Genomic DNA, 24,876 nt, shown 5'->3' with positions numbered 1-24,876 from the left:
ATATCCAACGTCCGCAACCTACGTCCATCAAAGATTTTGGTGAATTTGGCCATCAAACCATAAATCACGTAAAATCATGAAACAACTTTTGGCAACACTTCTTTTGCTTTTTACTTTCGGAGCTTCGGCACAAGAATTCAACAAAGAAATCAAAACAGAAAACGGCCTACAGTTTTTAGTGGGACAAATCAATTTGGAAGGATTACGGTCACAACCTTACAGCAACTGGTTCCAAGACCGATATGAAAACTACCTCCCCGACGAAACGATGGTTGCCCTTTTCAAGGAAAAACTGGCGGGGTACAACATCAAACTTTTCTTGGGCACTTGGTGTGGCGACAGCAAACGGGAAAGTCCCAAATTCATCAAAATTCTGGAAGCCGCGGATTTTCCGATGGAGCAATTGGAAATCATAGCACTGGACTATCGTAAGGAACACTATAAAACCAGTCCCACAGGCGAAGAAAAAGGATTGAACATCATAAAAGTGCCGACCATCATCTTTTTTAAAGATGGCAAGGAAATCAACCGGATTGTGGAAAGTCCATTGGAAACTTTGGAAGAAGACATTGCCCAAATTGTTTTCCAAAAGGACTATGTGCCCAATTATGCATATTAAGTTGGGCCAACGCAAGGATTTAAAGCGCAAAATTGTAATTTTGCGCTTTAAATTTTTTACAGACTATGCAACTATCGGAACAAGAGATCGTTCGAAGGGAAAAATTGACCAAACTCAGGGAAATGGGCATCAACCCATATCCCGCAGCATTGTATCCTATTGATGCCACTTCCAAGAGCATCAAGAATGATTTTGAAGAAGGAAAGAAAGTGGTTATTTCCGGTAGATTGATGTCACGAAGAATTCAAGGAAAAGCTTCTTTTGCTGAACTTCAGGACAGCGAAGGACGAATCCAGGTCTACTTTAACCGTGATGAAATTTGCCCGGATGATGATAAAACCTTTTACAACGATGTGTACAAAAAATTGTTGGACATCGGGGACATCATCGGTATTGAAGGAGAATTGTTCAAGACTCAAGTAGGGGAAAAAACTGTGATGGTAAAAAACTTCTCATTATTGAGCAAAAGTTTAAGACCATTGCCCTTACCAAAGGTAAACGATGAAGGAAAAGTATACGATGCTTTCAATGATCCAGAGCTACGGTACCGTCAACGGTACGTGGATTTGGTAGTAAACCCGCACGTTAAGGACACCTTCATCAAAAGAACAAAAATCACGACGAGCATACGGGAATTCTACAACCAAAAAGGATATTTGGAAGTGGAAACCCCCATTTTACAACCTATCCCCGGTGGAGCTGCGGCACGTCCGTTCTTAACGCATCACAATGCATTGAACGTGCCTTTGTACCTACGGATCGCCAACGAACTTTATCTAAAACGATTGATTGTAGGTGGATTTGACGGTGTGTACGAGTTTGCAAAAGATTTCCGTAACGAGGGAATGGACCGCACCCACAATCCAGAGTTCACCGTAATGGAACTCTATGTAGCCTACAAGGACTACAACTGGATGATGGACACCACCGAAGAATTATTGGAAAAAGTGGCCATTGATGCCACTGGAAGCTCCAAAGTGAAGGTAGGCGATCACGAAATAGAATTCAAGGCCCCTTACCCAAGGGTTCCGATTTTGGAAGCCATTAAAATTCATACAGGTTACGATGTGGCCGATATGGAAGAGGACGAACTCCGCGAAGTGGCCAAGAAATTGGATATTGAAGTGGATGAAACCATGGGCATCGGTAAATTGATCGATGAGATTTTTGGTGAAAAATGTGAACACCACTACATTCAACCCACCTTCATCATCGATTATCCAAAGGAAATGAGTCCGTTGACCAAAGAGCACAGAACCAATCCTAGACTTACGGAGCGTTTTGAATTGATGGTGAACGGCAAGGAATTGGCCAATGCCTATTCCGAGCTCAACGACCCCATTGATCAGCGCGAACGTTTTGAAGATCAGCTCAAACTTTCTGAAAAAGGAGATGATGAAGCCATGTTTATTGATCAGGATTTCTTGCGGGCACTGGAATATGGTATGCCTCCAACCTCTGGAATCGGAATCGGAATCGATCGTTTGGTGATGTTGATGACCAACAACTCCTCCATCCAAGAAGTGTTGTTCTTCCCGCAAATGCGACCAGAGAAGAAAAAAGTAGAGTTGACCGAGGAAGAAAAAACCATCGTGGACATTCTTAAGCCTCAAGGAGAAATGTCCCTGGCCGACCTTAAAGATAAAGCTGGTTTGAGCGGTAAAAAATGGGACAAAAGTACCAAGGGGCTCACAAAACATGGGCTCATTAAGGTGGAAAAAACAGGGGACGACCTCATAGTGAAGTACACCGGTTAAATCAAAAAATAACTTTTCAAAATAACGGCCCTTGGACTTGATCAATAGTCCAGGGGTTTTCATTTTTAAAAAAAGCTCTATCTTTCCCCAACTTTTTCCTTTTTAAAAGGAAATTTCCAGCAGCATACCCCAATAATCTTACTAAAACCTATTTAAATGAAAAGAATGAAATTAGCATTCCTTTTTGTGCTGTTGGTATCGTTTACAGGAATGGCACAAGAGGTAACAGGAACCGTTTACGACGACCAAAACGTACCCTTACCGGGAGCTTCGGTCCAAGTTAAAGGAACAACCACGGGAGCCATCACCGACTTTGATGGCAACTATTCCATTGAAGCTAGCACCGGAGACATCTTGGTATTTTCCTACGTCGGATTCAACACGCAAGAAGCGACCGTAACCGGCAACACATTAGACGTTACACTACAAGCCGGACTCGAACTGGAAAATGTTGTAGTGGTTGGATCCAGAAACGCCAACCGAACCTCTACCGACTCGCCAGTGCCCGTCGATGTGCTGGATGTAACAGAACTGGTACAATCCGCCCCGCAGGTCACGGTCACCGAAATCCTGAACTATGCGGCACCATCGTTCACTTCCAATCCACAGACCATTTCTGACGGTACGGACCATATTGCCCCCGCTGCTTTGCGCGGACTCGGGCCTGACCAAGTATTGGTTCTCATCAACGGAAAAAGAAGGCACAAAACAGGACTGGTCAACGTAAACGGAACATTTGGTCGGGGAAGTGTCGGTACCGACATGACCACCATTCCTTCCAACTCCATCTCCAGAATCGAGATCCTTAGGGACGGTGCTGCCGCCCAGTATGGTTCCGATGCCATTGCAGGGGTCATCAATATCGTTTTGAAGAATACCGTGAACGAATTGCAGGTAGATGTAAACACAGGTGCCCATTTTACCAGCGAACACAGTCCACAAAAGAAAATCGATGGTGAAAAAGTAAGTCTGGGACTGAATTACGGATTGCCTATTGGAAAAGATGGTGGGTTTATCAACTTTACCGGTAATTTTAACCACCGCGGATGGACCAACCGTATGCAGGAATGGGAAGGTTCTATTTTTAATAGCTATAATTCCATAGAAAGGGTTGCTGCCGCCGATAATTATGATACATCCTTACTACTAGATGATGATTTGGCAGATATATTTCAGTATGCATCAGCTGCTGGAATTGCTCTGAACGGAAATGAAACCAAAGAAGAACTTCAAGGTATTCTGAATGCAGACGTCACCGAATCTGAATTGTTGGCCAGGGGTTTACAACGAAGTGATTTCAACATGCGAGTTGGTCAATCCAAGTTGAGGGGCGCCCAGTTCTTTGCCAACCTTTCCATACCGTTGGATGAGAATTTGGAAATCTACGGGTTTGGCGGTCTAAGCTTTAAAAATGGTAATGCAGGTGGTTTTTACCGCCTTCCGAACCAGTCGCGCACCTATACCCCCGCCTATCCAAATGGTTTTTTGCCGGAAATCAATTCAAATATTGTAGATAAGTCAGCCGCATTCGGAATCAAGGGAATGATCGGGGATTGGAACGTTGACTTTAGCAATTCCTACGGAAAGAACGAGTTCATGTACCACGTTACAAACTCCAACAATGCTTCAATGGAAAATGCGACTCCTTTTCAAGCAAACTCGGGTGGGTTCAACTATAGTGAAAACACCTCCAATTTTGATATGAGCCGCTTTTATGAAGATACCATGGCAGGCTTGAATATTGCTTTCGGGGCCGAATACCGTGTAGAAAATTACGGTATCATAGCCGGAGAGGAAATCTCCTACACACAGTACAACACCCTGGGCATTCCACATGATCCCACCGATCCAGATTCAATGGTACCTACAGACTTTTTTGGAAACACTAGAGATAGTGGGATTCAAGTATTTCCAGGCTTCAAACCAGAAAATGAAGTCAATGCCTTCAGAAACACCATTGCAGGCTATTTTGATGTGGAAGCTGATTTTACCGAATCCATTTTGCTCAGTGGAGCGGTCAGGTATGAAAACTTCTCCGATTTTGGGGGAACCTTGAACTTTAAGGTGGCCACACGATTGAAAATTTCGGAAAACCTCAATTTTAGAGGTGGTGGACAAACTGGTTTTAGGGCTCCCTCCCTGCACCAGATTCATTACAGCTCCACCTCTACTCTTTTTGTAGACGGGATTCCCAATGAAGTTGGTACTTTTCCAAACACCTCCAGAGTTGCCCGATTGCTGGGCATAGAACCTTTGAAAGAGGAAACATCGATAGGTGCAACGGCCGGATTTACGGCACGAGTGCCCAGTGCCAACCTAAAGTTTACCTTGGACGGATTTCTCATCAACATAGATGACCGTGTAATCCTCACAGGTCAGTTCGATGATAACGGAAATGCCGAGTTGGCCAATCTTTTCCAACAGGCCAATGCCACCCAAGCTGCTTTCTTTGCCAACTCTGTGGATACCCAGACCAGAGGTTTGGATTTTGTAGTCGACCACAAAGCGAACATCTCGGACAATGTTTCACTGACCAACACTTTGGCCATGACGGTATCCGAAACAACTGTAGAAAAAGTAAAAGTTCCCGAGGCAATCGCCGATGCAGGTCTGAGCGACACCTATTTTGACCCAACAAGTAGAATCTATTTGGAATCTGCAGTGCCCACCACCAAAGGAAATCTATCCCACAACGTAAAAGTTGGGGACAATTGGAGCTTCTTTTTGCGAAACGGGTATTTTGGCGAAGTAAGGGAAGCTACCAATGAAGAAGACCCTACCATCGACTATACATTTGGGGCAAAAATTGTGACCGATCTTACCATTGGCTTCAATTTTACCGAAAGTGCAACATTCACCATTGGAGCCAATAACCTTTTGGATGTTTATCCGGACGAGAATGATCCTGCTTTTAGATCGGAGGGTAGGTTTATCTACTCAAGGAGGTCTGTTCAATTTGGACAGAACGGAAGATACGTCTTTGGCAGATTGACCTTCAAGATCAAATAAACCAATCACTTTTCTAATTATTTTTCATATTGAAGCCCCATCACGGGGCTTCTTTATTTTTATCTTTTAACAAAAAAGCATAGCTTAGAACCCCAATGGAACTAAGCAAAAAAATTGGGCTGGTCCTAGGGCCGGTCGTCTTTCTTGTATTGAACTTGTTGCCTTTTGAAATCGTTTCGGAAAAGGGCGACCCCGTAATATCGGTTGCGGCATGGATGCTGATATGGTGGATTACCGAAGCTGTCTCCATATCCGTTACCGCACTCCTTCCCTTGCTCCTACTGCCTATTCTAAAGATTCTGCCCATTGCAGAGGTTGGTGCCAATTATGGTAGTCCCATTGTATTCCTGTTCTTTGGTGGTTTTGTGATGGCCCTTGCCCTGGAAAAGGTAAACCTGCACCGTAGGATTGCCCTGAACATTATTAGGCTCACTGGAACCACGCCAAACAAGGTGATTTTGGGTTTTATGATCGCCACCGCAACTTTGAGCATGTGGATCAGCAATACGGCAAGTACGGTGGTAATGTTGCCTATTGCCATTTCAGTCATCAATCTATTGATCAACGACGAGGATGGCTTTACCAAGAGCGATCAAAATTTTGCGCTTTGCGTGATGCTCGGCATCGCCTTTTCTGCCAATGCAGGTGGCATTGCCACGGTAATCGGCACACCACCGAACTCGGTTTTGATAGGGCTATTGGAAAATGAATACAATACGGAAATATCTTTTTTAAAGTGGATGACCATAGGTTTGCCTTTCTCCATCATTATGATTGGGATTTGCTATTTGGTCCTAGTAAAATGGATGTTCCCCAACAAAGATTTGAAGTTCAGTGCCTCCAAGGAAGTCATCAAAGTTGAACTGGAAAAATTGGGCCCTACCTCCGGAAAGGAAAAGATGGTTTTGGCAATTTTTGCCGTAACGGTTTTCCTATGGATTTTCAGGACCTTGATCAATAACATCTTTCCAAGCTTGGGGCTTACGGATACCATGATAAGTATTTTTGCGGCAATCGCTCTTTTTGCCATTCCCTATAACATGAAAAAGGGGGATTTTATCATTACTTGGAAAGATACTTCCAAACTGGCATGGGGAATTCTAATCCTTTTTGGTGGAGGGCTCGCTTTAGCACAAGGGATGTCGACCAGCGGTATCGTGGATATGGTAGCCAACGCCATAGCACAGAGCGAAATAAGTGTTTTGTTCACCGCTGCATTATTGATATTCTTAATGCTTTTTATGACAGAATTGATGAGCAATGTGGCCCTTGTGGCAGTTTTGGCGCCCGTAGTGGCCGGTATCGCCATTGGTCTGGATATCCCCATGCTCCACCTGTTGATACCTGTTACCATTGCCAGTAGTTGTGCATTTATGCTGCCCATGGCAACACCGCCCAACGCTATTGTATTTGCCAGTGGTTATGTAAAAATTCCGGAAATGGCACGGGTTGGTGTTATCCTGAATCTGATAGCAGTTGTTTTACTTATTTTGGTTTTCCAGTTTGTGATCCCGTTGCTGTTCTAAACCAAAAATGCCCCTCCGGGCGGAAGGGCATTTTCACAAACTAACTAACTCAAAAAAATGTAAGAAACTAACTTAACCAACGCTTCAACTCTTGATAAGCGGAGCGTAACTCTTTGTTAGGTATAAAGTTATAACCCTTTTTTGTGAAGATTATTATAATTAGTCTTTTGTTAACTTCACAATAAGAACCTAAAAGGTCTATCCTTTTTTACAGTTTTCGCCATTTGCTGAAGTAATTTTATCAAAACATCCAAATGGCTGAATTATCCATACAATAACAGCTATTTTGCTACAAATACCAATGCCATATATACTGGTGTTATTTTTTTGTTAACCAGTCACTTATTGGATTTTCTTAACAAAAGAATGGTCTTGTGAAAACAAAAACCCCTCGATCGAGGGGTTTTCATAGCTAACTCAAATAAGTTGTAAAATGAGAACATTTTACTGCATTGACCCTGAGTATGGATCAAAATTTTCAGGGAGATACTTGGAAGTATCAAAACCCAGTTCCATATCTTCTTCCTCCATGTAGTTTACCGAAGTGATGGCTATTAGATCCGTGTAAGGATCAAAACCTTCTGGCAACAAATACTCGCTATTGATTCCCAATACAAGTTCGGTTTCTTCCTCCAAGTAGGAAATCGACTTTAAATCCACATACATCTCGTAAGGAGAAAAGCCTTCTGGCAAGTAATCCTTGGCATCAAAACCTAGATCCATATCCTCTTCCTCCATATAGTTGATGGAATGTACATCCACCACATCCGTGTAAGGGTTGAAATTCTCCGGCAAGTATTTTTGGACATCAAAGCCCAAAGAAGAATCAACATTATTTTCGAGGTATATGATGGAATTCAAATCAAAATAGCTTTTGTAGGGGTTAAAACCTTCTGGAAGATAATCCGCAGTATCAAAACCTAGATGTACCTCTGGCTCTTCCTCCAAATACACTATTTCATTTAAATTCAATTCATACCAGGCAAAATCTGCCATTTCTGAAGTTGGATCGTTTAACGCAGTACCTATATTCAAGGTGGTCAAACTGTTTTCTAAACTACCCGGTGTCTCGGACTGTACCTGGACAACCTTGGTATTTTGTTGGTCGTTGGCTATGGCTGTACTACTCAATAATACACTACCATAAATTAATAATAACTTGTTCATTTTTTGATTGAATTTTGTGATTGATGATATGCTTATAAGACTGACCAAAACCGAAAATGTTACAGTCTTTAGGAAATTTTCACAAATTCCAAACGCCCGTTAAGCCCAGTTATACGGGGCGATTTCCTCCAAACCCTCAGTAAAAGGCAGGACTCCCAAAGGTTGAGACATAGCGTTAAAAAAACAGCTGTTAATATTTATTTAACAGTTAAATCTCACGAATTTTAGGTTCTTTGAATCTTCATAGTTATTCAAACGGACATATAATGATCAAAAATTTACTACCTCGACTACTTGTAGTCTTTATTTTATTGGGTACCGTTCAAAACATTGACGCCCAACTTTTCAAAAAGAAAAAGAAACAGACGGAACAACAAAAGGAGGACAAATCCAAACCTGGTGATATAAAACCTTATGATAGGGTCATCACCAAGGATGCAAAGACCGACGAAGGTCTCTTCCGTGTGCATACTGTAGATGACAAACGTTACTACGAAATTCCAGACTCCCTGTTCAATCGTGAGATGTTAATGGTGAGCCGAATCTCCAAAACAGCCACAGGCATCGGTTTTGGTGGCGGAAAAATCAATACACAGGTACTACGCTGGGAAAAAAAGGACAAAAAGGTATTGGTGCGAGTTGCGTCTTATGAAAATGTAGCGGCAGATTCACTTCCGGTGCACGAAGCAGTGGTAAACTCAAACTTTGAACCTGTACTTTTCTCTTTCGACATCAAGGCTATCAACAAAAAAGATTCCTTGAACCCTGCAACGGTAATCGAAATCGATCCTATGTTTACCGATGACGTAAAGGCCCTTGGATTTCCCGATGGATACCGAAAAAGATACAAGGTTACCAGAATGGACGGGGATCGCAGCTACATTGAATCCATCAAAAGTTACCCTTTGAATATTGAGGCAAGACACGTAAAAACATACTTGTCCAACGAACCGCCAAGCAACTCCAGTTTGGGATCCATTTCTTTGGAGATCAATAATTCCATGATTTTATTGCCAAAAGAACCCATGAAACGCCGTTATTTTGACAGACGTGTAGGATGGTTTGCCAGAGGACAAGTGGATTACGGACTTGATGCACAGGAAAGCAAAACCGTTACCTACCTAGATCGATGGAGACTCGAGGTCAAGGATGAGGACATTGAAAAATACAAGGCAGGAGAATTGGTGGAACCTAAGAAACCAATTGTGTACTATGTGGACAGGGCCACTCCCAAAGAATGGGTTCCATACATAAAACAAGGTATTGAAGATTGGCAAGTAGCTTTTGAAGCAGCAGGTTTTAAAAATGCCATTATTGCCAAAGACCCACCATCTCCTGAAGAAGACCCAGAATGGTCTCCCGAGGATGTTAGGTATTCTGTGGTTCGTTATTTGGCCTCTCCTATTCCAAACGCCAATGGTCCGCACGTAAGCGACCCAAGGAGCGGTGAAATTTTGGAATCGGACATTAACTGGTACCACAATGTGATGAGCTTACTACGTGGATGGTATTTTGTGCAAACAGCAGCAATTAATCCAGATGCTCAAAAAACTCAGTTCAAAGAAGAAATTATGGGACGCTTGATACGATTTGTATCCTCCCACGAAGTTGGACATACACTTGGATTGCCGCACAACATGGGCAGTAGCGTTGCTTACCCCGTTGATTCCTTACGCTCTGCAAGTTTTACCCAAAAATATGGAACGGCTCCATCCATTATGGATTATGCACGTTTCAACTATGTTGCCCAACCAGGTGACGAAGGCGTTGCTTTGATGCCCAACATCGGTATCTATGACAAGTATGCTATCAAATGGGGGTATAAGCCAATTTTGGACAAAACGGCCAAAGAAGAAAAACCTATTTTGAACGATTGGATCCTGGAACATGCCGGAGACCCCATGTACCGATTTGGTCACCAACAGGTAGGCGATATCCACGACCCAAGTTCACAAACCGAGGATTTAGGGGATGATGCCATCAAAGCTAGCTTATATGGTATAGAAAACCTAAAGCGAATCGTTCCCAACCTAATGCAGTGGACCACCGAAGACGGTGAAAACTATGATGACCTTGAAACCATGTATGGCCACGTAGTAGCACAGTTCAATAGGTATATGGGACATGTATCCAACAATATTGGTGGTGTTTATGAATACCACAAAACTGCAGACCAAGAAGGTGCAGTGTACACCTATGTGAGCAAGGAGCATCAAAAGGACGCTATGGAGTTTATGCAAGAGCAACTCTTTGAGACCCCAGAGTGGTTGATTGACCAAAATATTTTAAATAAGATACAATATTCCGGTTCCATAGAACGAATCCGCGCAACACAAGAACGATACTTGAACACCATGTTGCATTTGGGCAAATTGGCCCGAATCATCGAAAATGAAACCTTGAACGGCGATGAAGCTTACGGATTGGTAGAGGTGATGCGCGACCTTCGCAGGGGAATCTGGTCCGAGACACGAAGTGGAAAAACCATCGACACCTACCGTAGAAATCTTCAAAAGGCACATATTGATCGTTTGGAATACTTGATGACTGCCGAAGGTCAAAGTAAACAACCTGATTTTGGCGGTTATAGGAAATCGACTCCTATCAATACAAGTCAGTCGGATATTCGTTCTGTGGCACGTGCCGAACTCAACAATCTTAAAAGCGATATCAGAGGTGGTCTTTCCAGAATTTCGGATACCATGAGCCGTTATCATTTGCAAGATGCAATGGAGCGCATTGACCTGATTTTGGAGCCTGCGAAATAGGCATTTTTAAACAAATAAATCACCTGCAAGGTGTGATCGTTGTCGTTCATCGATCACACCTTGCTTTTTTTTAAGTACGCATCCCTTACAAGTCCTTTCACAACATATACGTGAGATTGCCAGTTGTTTTCACTACTTTAGTAATCCAAATCTCACATTCATGAACTACAAGACAAAAAGCTTAATCTACTTTTCCTGTTTCGTGGCAGCCTCTACTTCCTACTATTTGATAGAGGAACACGATAAATTTAAAGATGATTTAAATTCCAAAACTTACGTTGAGACTCATTTCGAGGATGCAGATGAGTATCCCGATGATTCTGAAAAAACAACCCCCAAGGAAGAGCTCAATTAATTTTCACAACCCACTTTTTTACTGTTAAAAGCTTCATAAACTATCTATTGATGATTAAACCTTTTGGATCAAGCAGATGTCCAAGAGACAAATCATTAAAAATTGAACAATATGAAGCAATTAGCAATTTTATTGGTTATGCTAACAACAGTGAGCATGGCCGCCCAAAGGCATGATGGTCCCAAAATGCGAAAAGGTCCCAAAATGGACATGACCGCGGAACAAATGGCCACATTGCAAACAAAACATATGACCTTGGCATTGGACCTAACCGAAAACCAAAAAGACCAAGTATACAAAATCAATTTGGAAAAGGCCCAGTTTAGAAAGGAAAAATGGGCAGAGATAAAAGCGGCGAAAGAGAGTGGCGAATGGGAAAAACCCACTCCCGAAGAAAGATTTGAAATGGAAAACGCACGTTTGGACCGTCAAATCGCAATGCAAGAAAAAATGAGAACAATACTGGACACAGAACAGTATGAGACTTGGAAAAAGTTCTCCAATCGCAAAAAAATGCATGGCAAGAAAAAAATGCAGGAAAGAAGGAGAAGATGATAGTGTTTTTTGTTGATTTAAGAAGCCGCGCCAGCCATGGTCGCGGTTTCTTTTTTATATGCACTTAAAAATTATCTACTATTTTACAGATATATTTTTTTATCTGCTATTTTACAGATATATTTGAATATCTACTAATAAGCAGATATTTGTCATCATGATAGCGATACTCACAGGGGACATTAAAAACTCCTCGGAACACAAGGCCAACAAATGGATGCCCTTATTAAAAGAAGCCTTGGCCAAATACGGTAAAGAACCCAAGGATTGGGAAATTTATCGCGGTGACAGTTTTCAACTGCAGACCTCACCAGAAAATGCCTTGGAAGCTGCTATCTATATTAAGGCTAGCATCAAACAAATTCGCCAGTTGGATGTAAGGATATCCATAGGCTTGGGCGAAAAAAATTATGATTCACCAAAAATCACGGAATCCAACGGCACCGCCTTTATAAACTCCGGAGAGCGTTTCGAGAACCTCAAAAAACAGAATCTGGGCATTAAAACTCCCAACGAGAAGTTTGATGAGCACATTAATCTACTACTGGAATTGGCCCTTCTTACCATGGACGATTGGACACCGGCAATCTCCAGAACTGTGCAATGTACCATGGACAACCCAGAAATGAATCAAAAAGAACTGGCATTGCTACTCAACAAATCACAAGGGAACATTAGTGAGGAATTGAACAAAGCAGGATTTGATGAAGTCAAAAAAATGATTCATTTTTACAAAGTACAACTCGCAGAATTATGATGTTTTTGGCCCTAAAACTCGTACTTGCCCACTTCATTGGAGACTTTGTCCTTCAACCGGCACATTGGGTAGAGGACAAGTTGGAGAAAAAAGGGCGGTCCAAATACCTCTATTTTCATATCGGGATACATTTACTGACACTTTTGATCATACTGCAGTTTCAGCATATTGTCCCAATCATTGTAATTGTGGTGACACATTTCCTCATCGACTTGGGAAAATTATCGCTGACCAATCCAAAAAACTATCGCTGGCTATTCGTCTTAGATCAAGTATTGCATCTTTTGGTCCTTGCCGGTGTACTGTATTGGGTATCACCATTCCCGTTGGATTTTAGCAGTTTGTTTACCGAGAAAACCTTGCTGTTGATTACTTTTCTGGTATTTGTAACCTACGTATCCGGTATCATCATGCGCATGTTGCTGGCCCCATATATTGATGAAGTTGCCAAGGACGATGCCGACACGGAAGGAGGCTCGCTTAAAAATGCGGGGACCTATATCGGTATGCTGGAAAGACTTTTTGTCTTCGGCTTTATTTTGATGCAACAGTGGGCCGCCATCGGCCTTTTGATCGCAGCCAAATCCGTATTTCGTTTTGGCGACCTAAACAAGGGCAAAAACCGTAAGCTAACCGAGTACGTGCTTATAGGAACACTATTAAGTTTTGGCTTGGCCATACTTTCGGGAATGTGCTACATGTACCTCGCCGAACAGCTATAAAACCTCCCAAAAACGAAAAAGCCATCCTATTAAAGAATGGCCCTTTCTGCTACTAATTAAATCGAAACACTTGCTTAAAAAACGTTCGCATTTTTTAAAACCTGTAAACTTTCCAATACATTGCTTACGGCAAACGTCATGGATTTTGCGGACACGGTAGCCCCGGAAATTCCATCAATATCTTCTCCGTAAACCAATTTTTCACCGGATTTTCTTCCAATAAACTGTTTTAGCCAACGCTGGCTCCCCACTTGACGTCCATGGTCTTCACGGTAAATCAATATTTTGGATTTTTTCACACTTAGGTCGGGGTTTAGTAAAACCACATAGTCAAAGGTTTTCTTTAAACTGGGAGCGACTCCCACATAAATATACCCGACCTCTTTCCCCGAAGAAGTGATCTTAAAAAGGTTTTCTCCTCCCAATTCAGATGGGGTTTGCTTGTTCAAATCAGACGGAATCTCAATCAGGTCCATCGAGAATTCCTCTACCTCATATGTTCCTTGCACTGCACTATCAATCTTTTCTTGAAGCTTTGGCGATATCTTATCGGCCTTAAACCCAAAAAATAATAATGCGATTAGAAGCACTGCTGCTGTATGTCCCTTAAACCTATTTGCCTGCATTCCCTTTTGAAGCATTGTCCATTACAAATTTGTTGATCAATTCGAGAATTTCATCTTTATTGGCGTTAGCGGCCTCCAGCTCATAAAACTTCATAAACATCGGTTGTCCATCCACTTTTTTTAGCAGGGTGAGGTCTCCTTTCCTATCATACACCTCGTCCCATGCGTCCCTTGCCTTGGCCCAAAAATCTTTGTGCTCGCTCCACCAATCGGCAGCAGCCTTGCATCTTTCATCAGCTACCTTTACATAGGTATTGTACCCTTTTTCTTGGGCCAGCAACACATCTTCCTGACCATCTTTACGAATGATTTTATCATTGTCCTGCTCGTGTACCCAACCAGATGATGTGATTTCTTGGCGATTGCCACGGCTCATAACATTGTAATCACTCCTTTTGGAATACTCCCTACGCGGTAATGGCGAATCACTTTGGTTCTCCCAGTAATGCTTTCCATCAAAATGCACCCATGTGGAAGAACCCGCATACCTGGGGCTATCATCTACCTGATACACTTTTTGGGTCCACTGCCCTTCTACCTCATCGGCAGGAAGCTCTCCGAACACCCAATTATTGTCCTTATCGTAATGGAAAATCTTTTGGTTCTCGTACAGCCAATCCTGTCTCCAGTGTTTGATTACCATGGTATCGTTCAGCACCAATAAATGTTGTAAGGAAATTTTATTGTCCTTATCCACTATCGGTAATGCAAGCTCCAACGCTTTGGAGGTATAATCCAAATGTTTCTCGTAGTCAATTTCCGGTGCAAAGGTCTCCGTGTATTTAAAACTTACCTCGTAGCAACCGCACATGTCCAAAATAGCTTCGCGATCCAGTTCCTTCTTTTCTTGTGATATGCCCGTAGTTGTTACAAAAGCTAAAAACAGCAAGGGCAAGAGTGATTTTTTCATATTGGTCTTTGTTATAATGTTTTAAAAAATGATCTGGTCAAAAATACTAAACTTATTTAGATTGAATAAAAATAAAATATATATTTGTCATCAAATTAAATAGAATGAGTCTAAATAAAAATATCAACCTCTTATTTTTAACCTTCTTTTTTTTTGTAATAGGTCTTGCGCAGGAATCCAAAAAACAACAAAAAGACTCATTGTCCATGCAACAATTGGACGAAGTAATATTGACTGGAGAGAGCAAGGTAATGTCCCTGAGCAAAAAATTGTTCTCCGTAGGTACCATTGATCAAAAGGACATTGCAAAGGTCGCCGGAAACAATTTAGCGGACATACTTAATTACAACCTCAACATCACCGTTACACCAGATCCGTCCACAGGGCGTTCCACGATAAGTATGTTCGGGCTGGACGGACAATATGTAAAGGTGCTTATTGACGGTATCCCCATGGCCAGTGACAATGGAATGGGCAACAATATAGATATCACGCAGATAAACCTTGAAGATGTGGAACGTGTTGAAATCGTGGAAGGTTCCATGGGTGTTCTCTATGGGGACAATGCCGTTGCCGGTGTTATCAATATTGTAACGAAGCGAGGATTGGAAAACAATCATAAATGGCAATTGCAACTATCGGTGCAGGAAGAAACCGTAGGCAGCGAATATGCCTTATTCGATGAAGGGCGCCATATCCAAAATGTAAAACTTAGCCATCAATTGAGTGATAAGACCAGTGTTGCCATCGGGGGCTCCCGAAACGACAATGCTGGTTTTTTCAATGATTACCAAGGAAAGGATTACGTCAATATTCAAGATAACACCGTGGTGAACGACAGCCTCCGTGGCATGGAATGGAACCCGAAAGAACAATTGACTGTTTACGGAAACCTGAACACGTCCATTGGAAAACACAATATCTTTTATAAAATTCAATATTACGATGAATCCGTTCCGGTATACAACCATTTGGTGAACGGCAGGTTGGACCCTAATACGGGCATGCCAAACCCGACTGCTTTGGACGAAAATTTCGATACGGAAAGAGTCATGAACAACCTCAACATCACGGGTCCTCTAAAAGGTTCCACGGTCTACAACCTTTCGTTGTCCCATCAAACCCAAAAACGGTATTATAAACAATATGTGTACAACATTCTCCAGCAGGGGATAGAATCTGTCATCGCCGACGATTTGAGTCAATCCAGTAAAATTTGGTACTCCAAAGGTTTTGTGAGCAACATGGTTCCCAATACGGATTTTTTCAACCTGCAATTGGGATACGAGTTCAACCATCAAACAGGGTTCGATGCCATTGCTACGGGAGAATATTCCAGTGATGTAGTGGAGAACACCTTGGAGAATTATGATTTCTTCGGGGTACTGGATTTTAACATCACCGATAGGTTCTCCATATTTCCGGGAGCGAGGTTTACCAACAATTCCCAGTTTGGCAATAAGTTGATTTGGTCCCTCTCCTCCACCTACGACTTCAGCAATTCATTCAAAGTAAAAGCCGTATTGGGCTCGGCCTTTAGGGCACCCAATTTTGAGGAACTGTTCTTCTATTTTGTGGATTCCAATCACAATGTACAAGGGAATCCCAACCTTGACCCCGAGGATGGCCTTTCCGTTTTCTTAAATGCGGAGGGAAAATTCCGGTTGTCCGATAGCAGCATGCTCAAAACCGCACTAAAATCCTTCTATTTTAATATTGACGGTAAGATTGCCTCCATCATCAGCACGGACGACCAAGACCGGAACCTGTTCACTTTTGATAATGTGGACCGTTCCCAAATCTTAGGTTTTTCTTTGGAGAATTCCCTTATGATGAACCGTTGGCAAGCCTCTTTGGGGGTGACCTATATGGGGGAATCCACCACCATTGATGCCTCCGAAGGAATAAGCAGTGACTTCTTATGGAGTTTCAACCTACAATCCGCCTTAAGTTATAGCATTCCCTCCATCAACACCGCATTGTCGGCACAACTGAAATACACGGGCAGGTCCCAAGTAGTGCTCAGCGGTACGGATGGCTCCGTAGTGGGCCAGACCGATGATTTTACTTGGATGGATGCATCGGCACGTACCAACATAACCAAAGATTTAAGCATTACGCTGGGCGCACGGAACATCTTCGATATTGTTCGGGTAAATGCCTCGGATACACCCACCGGTGCCCATGGGAGCGGTGGAGCCCCAAGTCGTTTGTTCGGCAATGGAAGATCATATTACCTAAAACTATTATACAATCTAAATTTCAATTAAAAACAATGAGAAAAACTATCCTATTAAAAGCAATTGCACTCTTGCTCATCATCAGTTCTTGTAGCAACGATGACGGCGAGGACCTCATAGACTTCACGGTAAACTTTAGCAGTGAAACCGTTGGTACCTCTGAAGAGGACACTACAAAAGAGATTACCCTGAGCTTTTCAAGACCTGCATCCGAGGCAGGAACTATCAACGTCACCTACACGGGTACCAATGCCGATTATGGAACGGATTTTACCACAACGCCAGATGGTGCATCGGGTACCATTGCCGTCTCCGTGGCAGCAGGTGACCAGAATGCATCGTTTACCTTCAACAAATTGTCCAACGCCATCGAAGGTTCCACAAAATCAGTGACCTTTTCCATTGACAGTTTTGATCAAACAGATTGGAAACAGGGGGCCAAAGCATCCACTTTGGTAAGTTACACTCCTGTTGCTGCTACTGGTGGTGTGGTAGACACGGAAAATGGCGGGTCCACTATACCCAACCAAGTCTATTTTGATTTTAGCTCTGCAACCCAGATCGCCGTTCAACGCGATACTTGGGAAATTGCACTCTATAACGGAACTGAAAACCGTGTGTATCTAAATTCTGCACTTGCAGTATCTGCAGTGGAAATTACCGGAGAAACCGATTTACTTGCCATTACAGAAGCCAGTGATCTTCCAGAAACAATGGATTTGTTCACGTACAGTTTCATATCACAACAAATGGAACCTGTAAGTGTTAGCACTCTTGCTGGCCTTTTGGAAGGTTTGCCCGTAGGATATGAGCAATATGGGAACTTGGATGAAGGTATTTCCTTTACTGATAATGCCGAAGGAACTCTGGAAGGAACCGCCTTTTCCGAAGTGTCCACTACAGCAGAAGAAAATTACGTTTACATCGTTAGTCTAGGGTACGAAATCCCAACAGAACCTGCAGAGACCGGAAGCATTGCCACTACAGGAGACCACAGAGGCTTTATGAAGGTCCGAATATTGGGAGATGGAAGTACATATACTATCCAATATGCGGATTTGGCAGAAACCGAATCCTATAATGAAGTGACTGTATCCAAAGACGACGCCTATAACCTTACCGCTTTTAGTTTAAGTAATGGCGAAACCGTAAGCGTAGAGCCTACCAAAGCGCAGTGGGACATCAATTTGAGCGGAGTGTTCGCCTACTATGGATCTCAGGGCCCAATTGTAGCAGGACTTACGTATTCCGACTATGTGCTGCACAACACTTTAGGCGATGTGGGACTCTACCAAGTAACCATTGAAGAAGGTGTATCTTCCTACGCCAATTTTTCCATGAACGATGTGGATGAATCTGCATTTGTTTATGACAATAGAGCCGTTGTTGGCAGTGGCTGGAGAGATGCCTTTGGCGGTGTGGTAAACGAAAATGTGTATTACGTACTCAAAGATGGGGACGGCAACTATTATAAATTTGATTTTACTGCCTACACCAACACCGAAGGTGAAAGGGGACATTATCAGTTTACATACGAACGCTTGTAAAAATTCATTTATTCAGATGCTCAACACTCGACCCACCATACCTTTTGTTATCCCATCATCCTGAGTGGTTCAGTTTGAGTTAGTTTGTGTGAGGAGCGGGGCTTTTGGCCCCGTTTTTTTTATCCTCTTTTACGACACTAAAAAAATCGATAGCGTTAAGGCAAAACATCAAAAAGCGGTTACTTTATTTAAAAACACATCATAATGAAGGACGACATGGGAGTAATAGCAACAGATAACAGAAAAATACAATTGTTTTATAACGGCGATACCAATAAAGGACAACAAACATTTGCGTACCTTAAATCCAGCAATAAAGAGGTACTGAACATAGACCTTTGCAAAACAAAGGTTACGGCTACCCAATGGGCAGAAATAGCCGAGTTATTGAACAAGCCCATTAAGGGACTGATCAATACCGATCACGCCGATTTTATTAAAGAATATGGGGAAAACCCAGATTTACAACGCGAGGACGATTGGCTGAAGGTCTTGGAAAACAACCCCAAAGTGGTAACGCAGCCCATTATTGTAAATGGAGACAAAGCAATTCAAATTGATACACCTTCCGAGGTAGTGCCCTTTTTGGAAGAAGAAGAGGAAGAACAGGAAGGCTAGAGTTCCACTCCCCCACCCACATGCTATAAACACACCATTAACACATATATGCCGCAAAACAAAAAATCACGCATTTTAAAAATTGGGGTCGGAATCATTTTAGTATTGATTTTGGCCGGTGTGGCGGCGCAACTCTTCTTCTCCGGCAAGGTAAAAACCGCTTTGAAAGAGAAAGTCCCGGAAAACATCAATCTTACCTACCGTGATGTAAGCACCAATGTTTTTACGGGCAAAATCAGTTTGAGCCAAGTCAGTGGCAATGCTCCCGGCAACACTATGGATTTTAAGGCAGAATCCATTACCATATCGGGGCTGGAATACCTCCCTTTGCTTCAAAATGGGGATATAACTATTGGTGGGATTGATTTGGAAACGCCCAACGTGGTGTATCATCAAAAAGAAAAAGATACCACTTCAAAAAAGAACAACTCTGCACCGTCCAAAAAATATAAGGTGAAAAACTTCCGTATCAAAAACGGAACTTTTAAAATGCTAAACAAGGATGGTGACAGTACCGCTACTATTCGGGGAATCAACTTTGCCCTGTCCGATATCCATTTTGACGAAAACACGGCCAAGGAAAAAATTCCCTTTGCCTACGGGGATTACGAATTGAACACCGAAAAAAGCTATTTTAATATGAGCCGTTTGGAGTTCATTGAATTTGGGAACATGCAATTGACCCCAGATAGCGGTAGGTTCCAACAATTTGTATTGCGCACCAAATATTCCAAGACCGAACTCTCGCGAAGACTTGCCGTGGAGCACGATCATTATGATCTTACCATTGATACCATTGCCCTGAAAAATTGGGAATTTGATATGGAAAAACAGCTCCCCTATTTCCATTTGGAAGAAATGCAGCTAAAGCATCCTGTTTTTTATGTATATCGGGACAAGCTATTGCCGGACGATACCACGCACAAAAAATTGTACAACCAAGCGCTAAGAAACTTACCATTGGACCTTCAAGTGGATTCCGTCCAAATTTTAAATGGAAAAATAGGTTACGAAGAACGTGTTAAGGAAGATATAGAGCCCAACAATCTAATGTTCACCGATATTGATGCTACCATTGGCAACCTGCACAGTCGTGGCCAAGGCGATGTGGATATTGATATCAATGCCAAACTTATGGACAATGGTCCCTTTACCTTGGATTGGTCTTTTGACCCCCAAAACAAGGCCAACAATTTTGTGGTAAAGGGTTCCCTGTCCAATTTCCAGTCACAGAGCATCAATCCATTTTTAAAATCCAATTTAGGGGCAGAGGTCAAAGGCAACGTGCAACAACTCTATTTTACCATTAGCGGAAATGAACTCGAGTCCCAAGGCGATATGAAGATGAAATATGAGGATTTTGAATTTATCGTGCTTAAAAAAGACCGTTTGGGAGTGAATAAATTACTTACCGCAGTGGTAAACCTGTTCACGAACAAGGGAGACAAGACGGATGAAGATGGCTTCCGCTACGGGAGTTTCAAGGTAGGACGAAACCAGGATAAATCCTTCTTTAATTATTTATGGATCAACCTGCAGGAAGGTCTGGTCTCCACAATGACCGGCCACGGAAAAAAGCGTAAGAATTAGCATGGCCAAAAAAAAGATATACAAGCGCAAACGGTATCTGTTCCCCTTGACCCTGCTTATTTTACTGATCGGGCTACGGATCGCGCTACCGTACATCGTAAAGAATTATGTAAACAAGGTTCTGGCCGACATTCCCGGTCATTATGGGCATGTGGAGGACATTGACCTTTCACTGATCACCGGCGCCTACACCATACACCAATTGTATTTGAACAAGGTAAACGCGGGCTCGCAGATTCCCTTTCTCCATTTTGAAAAAAACAATATTTCCATAGAGTGGAGTTCCCTTTTAAAGGGAAAAGTGGTGAGCGAGATCAACATGACGCGCCCTGAGATGATTTATGTGTTCGAGGACCAACAAACCGAAACGCCCGAAGATGCCGATGTGGAGGATTGGTCCAAGGCGCTCACCGATTTGGTGCCCATCGACATCAACAAGCTGGAAATCCATAACGGCAAGGTGGCCTTTGTGCAGCTGACCGCGGACCCCAACATTGACCTGCACCTGGAAAATTTGGAGCTCTACGCGACCAACCTTCGCAATGTGGTTAGGAAAGAGGCACGATTGCCCAGCAATCTATCCGCCGATGCCATAAGCATTGGAGGGGGCGACCTACATTTGGAAGGTCAAATGGATCTGGTAAAGCAGATTCCCGACATGGACCTCTCCCTAACCTTGGAAAATGCCAATGCCACGGCCCTCAACGACTTTACGGACCACTATGCCGGAATCGATTTTGACAAGGGGAACTTTAACCTGTACAGCGAAATGGCCATTGCCGATGGCTACCTTCAGGGGTATATGAAACCCATTATCAAAGATGCCAAGCTCATTGGCAAGGAAGATGCCTTTCTGGAAACCTTATGGGAGGGTTTTGTGGGCTTTTTTAAGTTTATCCTAAAAAACCACAAGGAAAACACGCTCGCTACCAAAGTGCCCATTGAAGGCGATTTAAAGAACGTAAGGACGAAAATGTGGCCCACCGTGACGAACATTTTTAAAAATGCCTGGATCAAAGCGTTCAAAGGCATCATAGACGATGATATCGAGTTTAAGAACGTACAGGAAACCGCCAAAGAACAAAGTGAGAAGGACTGAGTAAGGAGTTAGGAAGGCTATATCGTTTATAGGCAATCCACAAGCCCCCACCTCCTTTTTCCACAAAACCATTAACCCTTTACCGCTTCACCTTTCACCCCAAACCGACCCTTGGCTCCGTACTTCCAACTTCAAACTTCGTATTTATGGAAAACCCCTAGTTTTTTTAAGGTTTTACTGCAATGTCAATTTGCTGGTAATTAGTAATTTGCGACCTCAATCTCCCATTAATTTATTTCAACACGTATTTTAACTATGACCCAATGTCATAGGATAACCCCCTATACCTGTTAGTCTAAACACTAAGAGGTTACAAGCGGACTGACCATCCAACGTCAAAACATGTGAAAGCCAAAAAAAGACACCAAAAATAATTGGACGAGTATTCCAAAATCGAAAGAAAATGTTTTAAATTCAAAATTACCATTCGTATGAAATCTAAAGTCCCTTACTGCTTAATGGCAGTGATTGCTATATTCTTGCATTCATGTTCACAGGAAGAATTGTATTCTACATCAGAGAATAATATTAAACTGAGATTTGAAAACACAAAAGAAACCGATAAAAATTCTGATGGAGTAAAAACATATAAAACTAAAATCCTATCTACTTCTCCACTTAAAATTGAATCGGAAGAATTAGAGGTAATCAAAGTAAAGCATTCAGAAACAAATAAAATGTCTTATGCCATCGTTGAAAAAGTGACTTTCAAAAACAAGTCAAAAAAATATTCTAAAGTCGAAAAAGACTGTGAAAGCAACATTCAAAAAGGATATTGGTACGATGGCAGTGATTGCTTTGTGTATGGAACGATTATTACCGATGACAATTGCGTAAAACTATTTATTCCTGCAGACACTGCTACCCAGATAGTGATGAATGAATGTGGCTGGAGTGATATGGCTTAAAACACATGTATATGAAAAAACGTATTTTTTTCACAGCTATAATTATAATAGTTGCCACAAACATATCCTGCGGTCCTTTTAACAAGGTTGACACTACAGGAACGGAATTGCCGGCGCAAGAGTCGGAAAAACAGCATTTGGTGCTGCGGAGCTTGCTCAACAAGGAAGGTTCCGAGGGTTATCAAGAACTATGGATCAATGGCAAACCATATCCCATGGGCCGTTTGGAGACCATTTTGGATACCATAAATCCCGATTACACCATTGAAATTAAAAATGATAGCCTAGCCAACAAGCAACTGTTAATCCTCAAGACCCGACCCTAAACTTACATCCTCAACCTCCCTTTCACCTTTTACCTATTAACCCGTAACCCAAAAAAATTGATAATTGTCAACTTTTTTATTGCAAATTGTAGAAAACCCCTAGTTTTTTTAAGGTTTTTCCGTAATGCTATTAATTTGAAAATTAGTAGTTTTCGAATCGCAGCCTCTTCCCCAAAAATTTTACAGCAACAAGTTATGCTTTGCATAAAAAAGACGAGTACATCGGTTGCCTCCCGATTTGGGAGCATAGCGATGCATTTAATGCTGATATAAACAAGTTGAGCATTAAATGGAATCAACATTATGAATTTTAGAGAAATAATATTTGTTGGAGGAATTCACGCAGTTGGAAAAGGAACTGTTTGTAAAGAATTAGCGCAAAAATTCGATTTTGAGCATTTGTCAGCGAGTCAAGTTCTCAAATGGAATGAAATAAGCGATTTGAAAAATAAAAAAGTACAAAACTTTTCTTCGACTCAAGATAGACTACTAACCAACCTCAATAAAATTATTGAGCCCAATAAAACTTATTTACTCGATGGACATTTTACATTATTAAATTCAAACGGAAAGCCTGAAAAAATTGATGAATCTACATTTATAGGAATACAACCAAAATTTATAATATTACTAACCTGTGAACCTCAAATAATCTTTGAAAGATTAAAACAAAGAGATGATTCGGTATACAAATTAAGTGTTCTCGAAAAAATGCAACAAATGGAAATAGAACACGCCAACTACATTTCAAAAAAGTTAGAGATACCCTTGTTTAAAGTAATCGATGGAAACACGAGTTCAATAATTGAACATTTAAAAAATTATGAAAATACTAATTGACACCAACATAATCATTCATCGAGAAGCCAATCGAGTTGTAAACGAAGATATTGGACTACTTTTCAACTGGCTTGATAGATTAAAAATTGAAAAATGTGTTCATCCTCTATCCATTGAGGAAATTTCTAGTCATCAAGACGAGAATGTGGTCAAAACAATGAAAATTAAAATTGCTAACTACAATTTATTAAAAACAGAATCGGCAGATGACCAACTAATAACTCAAATACGACAAACCGATAAGTCACGAAATGATTTTATTGACACAAGTATAGTAAAAGAAGTTTACAATAATCGTGTTAATTATCTAATAACAGAGGACAGAGGAATTCATAGAAAAGCCAACTATTTAGGTTGTGCGGAAAAGGTTTTCAAAATCGATGCATTTTTGGAGAAATGTGTCGCTGAAAATCCTGAATTAAAAAGCTATCAAGTTTTAGCCGTAAAGAAAGAATACTTTGGAAACATCAACATAAATGACACATTTTTCGACTCTTTTAAACAAGATTACAAAGAATTTGGAGACTGGTTCAACAGGAAAGCTGACAACATTTCCTATGTATGTATTACGGATGGAGACGTAAAAGCTTTTTTATACTTAAAACAAGAGGACAAAAATGAAATTTACAATGATATAGAGCCTTCCTTTTCTCAAAAGAAAAGACTTAAAATTGGAACTTTCAAGGTGACTTCAACAGGTTATAAGTTAGGAGAAAGGTTTCTTAAGGTAATATTTGACAATGCTCTACAGTATGATGTTGAAGAAATTTATGTTACAATCTTTGATAAAAGGGATGAACAATTAAGACTTATTTATTTACTCGAAGATTGGGGTTTTAAACATTGGGGAACGAAAACAACACATAATGGAGTTGAAAAAGTTTTTGTTAGAAAATGAACTCATTTAAACTTTTTTGGTTTGATTTTTTTCAGGGCG

At 41.6% G+C, this 24,876-nt stretch carries 21 protein-coding genes; 18 read left to right on the top strand and 3 right to left on the bottom strand.

Annotated features, from left to right (window positions below; translation table 11 throughout):
- The first annotated feature begins 76 nt into the window (after window positions 1-76).
- The 4 genes from K1F36_RS18235 (at window position 77) to K1F36_RS18220 (ending at window position 6,911) form a co-directional block, all read left to right on the top strand.
- The gene (locus K1F36_RS18235) at window positions 77-619 is read left to right on the top strand and encodes a thioredoxin family protein (protein WP_220115068.1); all 543 of its coding nucleotides are present in this window, start codon (window positions 77-79) and stop codon (window positions 617-619) included.
- 65 nt (window positions 620-684) lie between these two features.
- Window positions 685-2,376 carry a lysine--tRNA ligase gene (gene lysS, locus K1F36_RS18230; protein WP_220115067.1) on the top strand — a complete coding sequence of 564 codons (1,692 nt, stop codon included), beginning with the start codon at window positions 685-687 and terminating at the stop codon, window positions 2,374-2,376.
- Window positions 2,377-2,532: 156 nt separating this feature from the next.
- Complete coding sequence (locus K1F36_RS18225) at window positions 2,533-5,385, top strand: TonB-dependent receptor (RefSeq protein ID WP_220115066.1); 2,853 nt, start codon at window positions 2,533-2,535, stop codon at window positions 5,383-5,385.
- 95 nt (window positions 5,386-5,480) lie between these two features.
- Entirely contained in the window at window positions 5,481-6,911 is a 1,431-nt protein-coding gene (locus K1F36_RS18220; protein WP_220115065.1) for an SLC13 family permease, read from the top strand.
- A 444-nt stretch (window positions 6,912-7,355) separates the two neighbouring features.
- Here the strand turns inward: K1F36_RS18220 and K1F36_RS18215 are convergent, their stop codons facing one another.
- Window positions 7,356-8,078 (bottom strand): hypothetical protein, encoded by a 723-nt coding sequence (locus K1F36_RS18215; protein WP_220115064.1) that lies wholly within the window; start codon window positions 8,076-8,078, stop codon window positions 7,356-7,358.
- Window positions 8,079-8,344: 266 nt separating this feature from the next.
- Here K1F36_RS18215 and K1F36_RS18210 point away from each other — a divergent pair, with 266 nt between their 5' ends.
- From K1F36_RS18210 to K1F36_RS18190, 5 genes are all read left to right on the top strand, one after another.
- Window positions 8,345-10,846, top strand: a complete 2,502-nt coding sequence (locus K1F36_RS18210; protein ID WP_220115063.1) for a zinc-dependent metalloprotease — start codon at window positions 8,345-8,347, stop codon at window positions 10,844-10,846.
- A 160-nt stretch (window positions 10,847-11,006) separates the two neighbouring features.
- On the top strand, window positions 11,007-11,201 hold the full coding sequence (locus K1F36_RS18205) for a hypothetical protein (RefSeq protein ID WP_220115062.1): 195 nt from the start codon (window positions 11,007-11,009) through the stop codon (window positions 11,199-11,201).
- A gap of 111 nt (window positions 11,202-11,312) precedes the next feature.
- Window positions 11,313-11,756: a hypothetical protein gene (locus tag K1F36_RS18200; protein ID WP_220115061.1), complete on the top strand. Its 444-nt coding sequence runs from the start codon at window positions 11,313-11,315 to the stop codon at window positions 11,754-11,756.
- Window positions 11,757-11,913: 157 nt separating this feature from the next.
- The gene (locus K1F36_RS18195) at window positions 11,914-12,513 is read left to right on the top strand and encodes a transcriptional regulator (protein WP_220115060.1); all 600 of its coding nucleotides are present in this window, start codon (window positions 11,914-11,916) and stop codon (window positions 12,511-12,513) included.
- The gene (locus K1F36_RS18190; RefSeq protein WP_220115059.1) at window positions 12,510-13,235 is read left to right on the top strand and encodes a DUF3307 domain-containing protein; all 726 of its coding nucleotides are present in this window, start codon (window positions 12,510-12,512) and stop codon (window positions 13,233-13,235) included. Before K1F36_RS18195 ends, K1F36_RS18190 begins: the two co-directional genes overlap by 4 nt.
- Before the next feature lie 74 nt (window positions 13,236-13,309).
- Here the strand turns inward: K1F36_RS18190 and K1F36_RS18185 are convergent, their stop codons facing one another.
- Together K1F36_RS18185 and K1F36_RS18180 are read right to left on the bottom strand one after the other, a co-directional pair.
- Window positions 13,310-13,876 (bottom strand): FMN-binding protein, encoded by a 567-nt coding sequence (locus tag K1F36_RS18185; RefSeq protein ID WP_220115058.1) that lies wholly within the window; start codon window positions 13,874-13,876, stop codon window positions 13,310-13,312.
- The gene (locus tag K1F36_RS18180) at window positions 13,848-14,771 is read right to left on the bottom strand and encodes a DUF6607 family protein (protein WP_220115057.1); all 924 of its coding nucleotides are present in this window, start codon (window positions 14,769-14,771) and stop codon (window positions 13,848-13,850) included. The genes K1F36_RS18185 and K1F36_RS18180 overlap by 29 nt, the downstream gene beginning before the upstream one ends.
- Window positions 14,772-14,875: 104 nt before the next feature.
- Here K1F36_RS18180 and K1F36_RS18175 point away from each other — a divergent pair, with 104 nt between their 5' ends.
- The 9 genes from K1F36_RS18175 to K1F36_RS18135 all read left to right on the top strand — a co-directional run bounded on the left by K1F36_RS18175 (window position 14,876) and on the right by K1F36_RS18135 (window position 24,837).
- Window positions 14,876-17,041 carry a TonB-dependent receptor plug domain-containing protein gene (locus K1F36_RS18175; protein WP_220115056.1) on the top strand — a complete coding sequence of 722 codons (2,166 nt, stop codon included), beginning with the start codon at window positions 14,876-14,878 and terminating at the stop codon, window positions 17,039-17,041.
- A gap of 5 nt (window positions 17,042-17,046) precedes the next feature.
- A complete protein-coding gene (locus tag K1F36_RS18170) occupies window positions 17,047-18,558 on the top strand; it encodes an HmuY family protein (RefSeq protein WP_220115055.1) in 1,512 nt (503 codons plus the stop codon).
- A 204-nt stretch (window positions 18,559-18,762) separates the two neighbouring features.
- Complete coding sequence (locus K1F36_RS18165) at window positions 18,763-19,176, top strand: arsenate reductase family protein (protein WP_229418430.1); 414 nt, start codon at window positions 18,763-18,765, stop codon at window positions 19,174-19,176.
- Between the two features lie 48 nt (window positions 19,177-19,224).
- Window positions 19,225-20,766: an AsmA family protein gene (locus tag K1F36_RS18160; protein WP_220115054.1), complete on the top strand. Its 1,542-nt coding sequence runs from the start codon at window positions 19,225-19,227 to the stop codon at window positions 20,764-20,766.
- A gap of 1 nt (window position 20,767) precedes the next feature.
- Entirely contained in the window at window positions 20,768-21,865 is a 1,098-nt protein-coding gene (locus K1F36_RS18155; protein ID WP_220115053.1) for a DUF748 domain-containing protein, read from the top strand.
- A 431-nt stretch (window positions 21,866-22,296) separates the two neighbouring features.
- Entirely contained in the window at window positions 22,297-22,773 is a 477-nt protein-coding gene (locus K1F36_RS18150) for a hypothetical protein (protein WP_220115052.1), read from the top strand.
- 11 nt (window positions 22,774-22,784) lie between these two features.
- A complete protein-coding gene (locus tag K1F36_RS18145) occupies window positions 22,785-23,099 on the top strand; it encodes a hypothetical protein (protein WP_220115051.1) in 315 nt (104 codons plus the stop codon).
- Window positions 23,100-23,402: 303 nt separating this feature from the next.
- On the top strand, window positions 23,403-23,939 hold the full coding sequence (locus tag K1F36_RS18140; protein ID WP_220115050.1) for an ATP-binding protein: 537 nt from the start codon (window positions 23,403-23,405) through the stop codon (window positions 23,937-23,939).
- Window positions 23,923-24,837 carry a PIN domain-containing protein gene (locus tag K1F36_RS18135; RefSeq protein ID WP_220115049.1) on the top strand — a complete coding sequence of 305 codons (915 nt, stop codon included), beginning with the start codon at window positions 23,923-23,925 and terminating at the stop codon, window positions 24,835-24,837. The genes K1F36_RS18140 and K1F36_RS18135 overlap by 17 nt, the downstream gene beginning before the upstream one ends.
- Window positions 24,838-24,876 lie beyond the last annotated feature (39 nt).

Origin of the sequence: Flagellimonas abyssi, assembly GCF_019457905.1 — a bacterium.
GTDB classification, from domain to species: Bacteria; Bacteroidota; Bacteroidia; order Flavobacteriales; family Flavobacteriaceae; genus Flagellimonas; species Flagellimonas abyssi.
This window is presented reverse-complemented; position numbering and strand designations above follow the sequence as displayed.